Origin of the sequence: Nocardioides sp. (assembly GCF_047607365.1) — a bacterium.
In the GTDB taxonomy this organism is placed as follows: Bacteria; Actinomycetota; Actinomycetes; order Propionibacteriales; family Nocardioidaceae; genus Nocardioides.
Genome location: NZ_JASGDD010000165.1, coordinates 1 through 5,786, shown reverse-complemented (window position 1 = coordinate 5,786; position 5,786 = coordinate 1). Strand labels below are relative to the sequence as shown.

5 protein-coding genes are annotated in these 5,786 nt (G+C 71.8%); 2 read left to right on the top strand and 3 right to left on the bottom strand.

Annotation, left to right across the window (positions count from 1 at the left end):
- Window positions 1–57 precede the first annotated feature (57 nt).
- Window positions 58–927, bottom strand: a complete 870-nt coding sequence (gene pdxY / locus QM572_RS12920; protein ID WP_415093733.1) for a pyridoxal kinase PdxY — start codon at window positions 925–927, stop codon at window positions 58–60.
- Window positions 924–1,607, bottom strand: coding sequence for a uracil-DNA glycosylase (locus tag QM572_RS12915; protein WP_415093731.1), 684 nt, complete (start codon window positions 1,605–1,607; stop codon window positions 924–926). Before QM572_RS12915 ends, pdxY begins: the two co-directional genes overlap by 4 nt.
- 38 nt (window positions 1,608–1,645) lie before the next feature.
- Between QM572_RS12915 and QM572_RS12910 the strand changes: the two genes are divergently transcribed.
- Entirely contained in the window at window positions 1,646–2,644 is a 999-nt protein-coding gene (locus QM572_RS12910; protein WP_415093730.1) for an LLM class F420-dependent oxidoreductase, read from the top strand.
- A 111-nt stretch (window positions 2,645–2,755) separates the two neighbouring features.
- Here QM572_RS12910 and QM572_RS12905 read toward each other — a convergent pair whose 3' ends face one another.
- A complete protein-coding gene (locus tag QM572_RS12905) occupies window positions 2,756–3,931 on the bottom strand; it encodes an alpha/beta fold hydrolase (RefSeq protein WP_415093728.1) in 1,176 nt (391 codons plus the stop codon).
- 66 nt (window positions 3,932–3,997) lie between these two features.
- Between QM572_RS12905 and QM572_RS12900 the strand changes: the two genes are divergently transcribed.
- Entirely contained in the window at window positions 3,998–5,611 is a 1,614-nt protein-coding gene (locus QM572_RS12900) for an FMN-binding glutamate synthase family protein (protein ID WP_415093726.1), read from the top strand.
- Window positions 5,612–5,786 lie beyond the last annotated feature (175 nt).

Sequence of the window (5,786 nt, the reverse complement as noted above, 5' to 3'; positions counted from 1 at the left end):
GGGGGGGGGGGGGGCCCCCCCCCCCCCCCCCCCCCCCCCGGGGGCGCCCCCACTCGGCTAGCGGAGGCGGCGGGCCGCGAAGCGTGTCGGCGGTGAGGCGATGTCGTCCTGGCTCGCGACCAGCTCCAGCTCCCGGCGCCCCGACTCCAGCGTCCGCGCGAGGATCGCAAAGAGCGTGTTCGCCGTGCGCTCCAACGCCACCGGCGTCGAGCCGGACGAGAGCAGATGCGCGAGGTAGACCGCGGTCGTCACGTCTCCGCCGCCGTTGGGGGTGATCGGCAGCAGGGGAGTGGTGACCGCCCAGGCGCCGTCGTCGTCGACGGCGACGAGGTCGAGCGAGTCCGGGTCCCCGCCCACGAGCACCGAGGTCACGAGCACGTTCGACGGACCGGCCGCGCGCACGGCGTCGACCGCCGCCAGGACCGACGAGAGCGTCGGCGTGGCCTCCACCCCGGCGAGGAAGTTCAGCTCGAAGTGGTTGGGCGTGATCACGTCCGCGGCCGGCACGACGGAGTCGCGCATGAGCTCCGGGATGCCGGGCCGCACGAACATGCCGCGGTCGACGTCGCCCATGACCGGGTCGCAGGCATAGATCGCGCTGGGGTTGGCCGCCTTCACCCGGCGTACGGCGTCGAGGACGACCTCGCCGACGCCCGCGTCGCCCTGGTAGCCGGACAACACCGCGGCGACGCCCGGCAGCACCCCACGCTCGGCGATCCCCTCGATCACCGACGCCACGTCGGACGCCGGGAGGACCGGTCCGCGCCACTCGCCGTAGCCGGTGTGGTTGGAGAAGTTCACCGTGAGCACGGGCCAGACCTCGTGGCCGAGGCGCTGGAGGGGGAAGACGGCGGCCGAGTTGCCGACGTACCCGAAGGCGACGTGCGACTGGACGGAGAGGACACTGCCTGCCTCGTGGCTGCTCACAGCGACCAGTCCATCGGCTCGCCGCCCTGCTCGGCAAGGAGCGCGTTGGCGCGCGAGAACGGCCGGGAGCCGAAGAAGCCGCGGTGGGCCGACAGCGGCGAGGGGTGCGGCGACTCGATCGCCGGCACGCCGCCGAGCAGCGGTCGCAGCGTCTGCGCGGGCCGGCCCCAGAGGATCGCGACGAGCGGGCCGCCGCGCGCCGCGAGCGCCGAGATGGCGGCCGAGGTGATCGGCTCCCACCCCTTGCCGGCATGCGACGCGGGCGCTCCCGGACGCACCGTCAGCGACCTGTTGAGCAGCATCACGCCGCGGTCGGCCCACGCCGACAGGTCGCCGTGCTCGGGCGGCGTGACGCCGAGATCGGCCGCCAGCTCCTGGTAGATGTTGCGCAGCGACGCCGGCAGCGGCCGCACCGCCGCGTCGACCGCGAAGGAGAGTCCGATGGGGTGGCCGGGCGTGGGATAGGGGTCCTGCCCCACGATCAGCACGCGTACGCCGGCGAGCGGGCGCTGGAAGGCGCGGAAGATGTGATCGCCGGCCGGGAGATAGGGCCGCCTCAGCTCGAGCTCGCCGCGCAGGAACGCGCCCATCGCCGCGATCTGGCCGTCCACCGGGGCCAACGCCTCGGCCCAGTCCTCGGCCATCAGGCCCTTCGAGACGAGACCTGCGAGAGCGCTCATGAGTCCCGAGGATAGGGCGCGCCGCTACGGTGATCAGCATGCGATTCGGTGTCTTCATCCCCCAGGGCTGGCGCTTCGACCTCGTCGGCATCCCGGATGCGGAGCAGTGGGGCGTGATGCGCGACCTCGCTCGGCACGCCGACGGGGTCGACGGCTGGGAGAGCCTCTGGGTCTACGACCACTTCCACACCACGCCGGTCCCGAGCGACGAGGCCACGCACGAGGCGTGGACGCTGATGTCGGCCTTCGCCGCGTCGACCGAGCGGATCCGGCTCGGCCAGATGTGCACCTGCATGGCCTACCGCAACCCGGCCTACCTCGCGAAGGTCGCCGCGACGGTCGACCACGTGTCGGCCGGACGGATCGAGATGGGCATCGGCGCCGGGTGGTACGAGCACGAGTGGCGCGCCTACGGCTACGGCTTCCCGCCGCCGAAGGAGCGGCTCGGGCGGCTGCGCGAGGGCGTGGAGATCTTCCGGCAGGCGTGGACGACCGGCTCGGCGACACTCGACGGCGACTACTACCAGGTCGACGGCGCCCTGGTGCGACCGCTGCCGCTGCAGACCGGGCGCTCCGGGATCCCGATCTGGGTGGCCGGCGGGGGCGAGAGGGTGACGCTCAGGATCGCGGCGCAGTACGCCGACTACACCAACTTCGACGGCACGCCCGAGGGCTTCGCGCACAAGTCGTCCCTGCTGCGCGAGCACTGCGCGGCGATCGGTCGCGACGTCGACGAGATCGTGCGCAGCGCCAACTACAACGTGCTCGTCGGCGCCACCGAGGCCGAGGTCGAGGACCGGCTCGCGTGGTTCCGCTCGCATCTGGCGGCGAACCTGGGGGAGAAGGCGGCCGACGAGTACACCCGGCGTACGTCGTCGCAGGGCCTGGTCGGCACCCCCGAGCAGGTCGTCGACCGGCTTCGCCTGATGGAGGGCCTCGGGATGACGTACGCCATCACCTACTTCCCCGAGGCGGCCTACGACCGCAGCGGGCTGGAGCTCTTCGAGGCCCAGGTCATCCCGGCCCTGCGCGGCTGAGAGCGGAGAGGAGCTCACGTGAGCCCGCTCTTCGCCGGCACGTGGCCGGAGTCGCCGGCCGACCTGCGACGGGTCGGCCGATCGCGTGCGCCGGTGCGTGCCTGGACTGAGTCACTCCTGGCCGCGGGCGCGGCCGAGGTTGCGTGAGCCGGAGGAGCCGTAGCGGCGCCGGGGGTTGGCGCCGATGCCGGGCTCGGTGGCGTCGACGTCGGCGAGGCCGTCGTGCTCGGCCATCCACGCGTCGAGCATCGGCCAGGTCGTACGCCGGGCGGAGCGGCCGGTCAGCATGCCGAGGTGGCCGCCGGGCACGATGTCGAAGCGCAGCTCGGCGGCGCCGGTCAGCAGCGGCAGGATCGCCTCGACCGCACGCACCGGCGCGATGCCGTCGGTCGCGCCGGCGAAGATCTGGGTGGGCACCGTGAGGGCGGAGAGCTCGATCGACCGGGCGCCGACCTCGACCGAGCCGTCCATCATCACGTTGCTGCGGAAGAAGCGGTGGTAGAGCTGCCCGAACGAGCGACCGGGATAGGCCGTCATGTTGGCGGTGAAGTTGTCGACCGCCTCGATCTGGGCGAGGAAGTCGGTGTCGCCGAGGTGCGTGGCGAGAGCCCACGGCTTGGTGATCATCTTGTCGACCGAGCTGAGCTGGAAGGCCCAGCGCACCAGGGGCTTCGGGGCTCCGCCGAGGACGTTCACCGCGGTGCCGATGATGCGGCCGCGAGTCAGGTCGACGAGCGGCCGCAGGGGCGCGACGAGGGGTACGCGTGAGAGGTCGAAGGGGGAGCCGACGATGCTGAGCGAGGCGACCGGCAGCTTCGGGTCGTCGGCCAGCGTCAGGGTGGCGAAGATGCCGCCGAGCGACCAGCCGACGACGTGGACCGGCCGGCCGCCGGCGTCCCGCGAGACCGCCCTGACGGCCTCGGGCAGCACGATGTCGATCCAGTGCTCGATCCCGAGCGTGCGGTCGCGGAAGGAGATCGAGCCGTAGTCGACGAGGTACGTCGGCCGGCCGGTCTGCAGCAGGTGCTCGACCAGGGAGCAGCCGCGACGCAGGTCGTAGCAGAGGGCCGGCGCCGCCAGGGGGGGCACCAGGAGCACCGGGTCGCCGCCGGGCGTGACGCCGGCAGCGGGCCGGTAGCGGTAGACCTCGCGCAGCCAGCCCTCGTCGATGAGCACCCGCGGCATCGGCCGGAGATCCGCCACCCCGCCGTACATCGCCTTGTGGGCGAGATTGCCTGCCGCGGAGGTGAGGGTGGACCGGGACGGGACGCGAGGGAGCAGACTCACGCGGCACAACCTAGGTCATCGGGCGCGTCGTTGACGACGGTCTCGGGAAGGAGTAGACCCGGACCCGTGAAGCTCAGCCATCTGGCGGGTGGGGCGGCGATCGGCGTGGGGGCGCTCGCTGCGCGGGATCTCATCCAGAAGAAGCACGCCCTCCAGCGGAACTTCCCGGTGATCGCGCATCTGCGATGGCTCCTCGAGGAGATCGGGCCCGAGCTGCGGCAGTACATCGTGACCAGCAACGAGGAGGAGCGGCCCTTCAGCCGCGACTCGCGGCGCTGGGTCTACGCCAGCAGCAAGGGCGAGAACAACTACTTCGGCTTCGGCACCGACCTCGACACCGAGCACACGCAGGGCCACGCCTACATCAAGCAGCGCACCTTCGCCGACCAGCTGCCCGACGACCACGACGCCACGGCGCGCCTGCCGAGCGCGAAGGTCCTCGGCGGCCCGCGGGGACGGGCCGGCGCCTTCCGTCCGGGCTCCGTCGTCAACGTCAGCGCGATGAGCTTCGGCTCACTCTCGGGAAACGCGATCACCGCGCTCAACAAGGGCGCGGCGATGGCCGGTGCGATGCACAACACCGGCGAGGGCGGGCTCTCGACCTACCACCGCAACGGCGCCGACCTGGTGTTCCAGATCGGGACGTCGTACTTCGGCTGCCGCGACGAGCACGGCCGCTTCGACCTCCGGCGACTCGAGGACCTGGTGGCGAGCGCGCCGGTCCGCGCCATCGAAATCAAGCTCAGCCAGGGCGCCAAGCCGGGTCTCGGCGGCTTGCTGCCCGCGGCGAAGGTGACGCCGGAGATCGCGGAGATCCGCGGCATCCCCGAGGGCAGGGACTGCGCCTCGCCGAGCCGGCACTCCGCCTTCGGCGACGTCGACTCGATGCTCGACTGGGTCGAGCTGATCGCCGCGGAGACCGGGCTGCCGGTGGGGATCAAGTCGGCGGTCGGCGACCTGGGCTTCTGGCACGAGCTGGTCGCGCAGATGGAGAGCGGTCAGCGAGGGGTCGACTTCGTGACGATCGACGGAGGCGAGGGCGGCACGGGCGCGGCGCCGCTGCTCTTCACCGACTCCGTCTCGCTGCCGTGGCGGATGGGCTTCGCCCGCGCGTACGGCGCCTTCGCCGAGGCTGGTTTCACCGACCGGGTGACCTTCATCGGGTCGGGCAAGCTCGGCCTGCCCGACAACGCCGTCGTCGCCTTCGCCCTCGGCGCCGACATGGTCAACGTCGCGCGCGAGGCGATGCTCTCGATCGGCTGCATCCAGGCGCAGCGGTGCCACACGGACAGGTGCCCGACCGGCGTCGCCACGCAGAACGCCTGGCTCGCCCGCGGTCTCGACCCGTCCGACAAGGCGGTCCGCTGCGCCACCTACCTCACGACGCTGCGCCGCGATCTGACCAAGGTGAGCGCCGCGGTCGGCGTCCCGCACCCCGGCCTGATCACGACCGGCGACGTCGACATCCTCAACGGCGACTACGAGGCCCGCTCGCTCGCCGCCGTCTACGACTACAAGGAGGGCTGGGGCGAACTCGGCCCCGACCTCGCCCGCGAGATCACGACGCTGATGCATCCCCAGCCGACCTTCGACGAGCAGCAGACCGCCGAGGCCACCGGCCCCTCCGGCCCCGCCGAAGCCGTCGGCAGCCCGCCGTGGCCGTCCGGCGCGGCGGACTAGACCATCCGACCTTTTCTGGAGTATTTCTATCGTTTTTCTACGAATTGTCTGAGTGTCCTGCCCCCCGTTTTTCGGTCCATCTCGTGTGTGGGTGCTCGAAACTTTGAGAGTGCTTGTGGAGGTGTGTGATGGCTGCAGCTAAGCGGTTCACGACGGAGCAGATCGTGGCGAAGCT

Bases quoted from the DNA above. Each gene is read 5' to 3' on its own strand.
- QM572_RS12910 (WP_415093730.1), top strand. From the start codon at position 1,646: ATGCGATTCGGTGTCTTCATCCCCCAGGGCTGGCGCTTCGACCTCGTC.
- QM572_RS12915 (WP_415093731.1), bottom strand. From the start codon at position 1,607: ATGAGCGCTCTCGCAGGTCTCGTCTCGAAGGGCCTGATGGCCGAGGAC.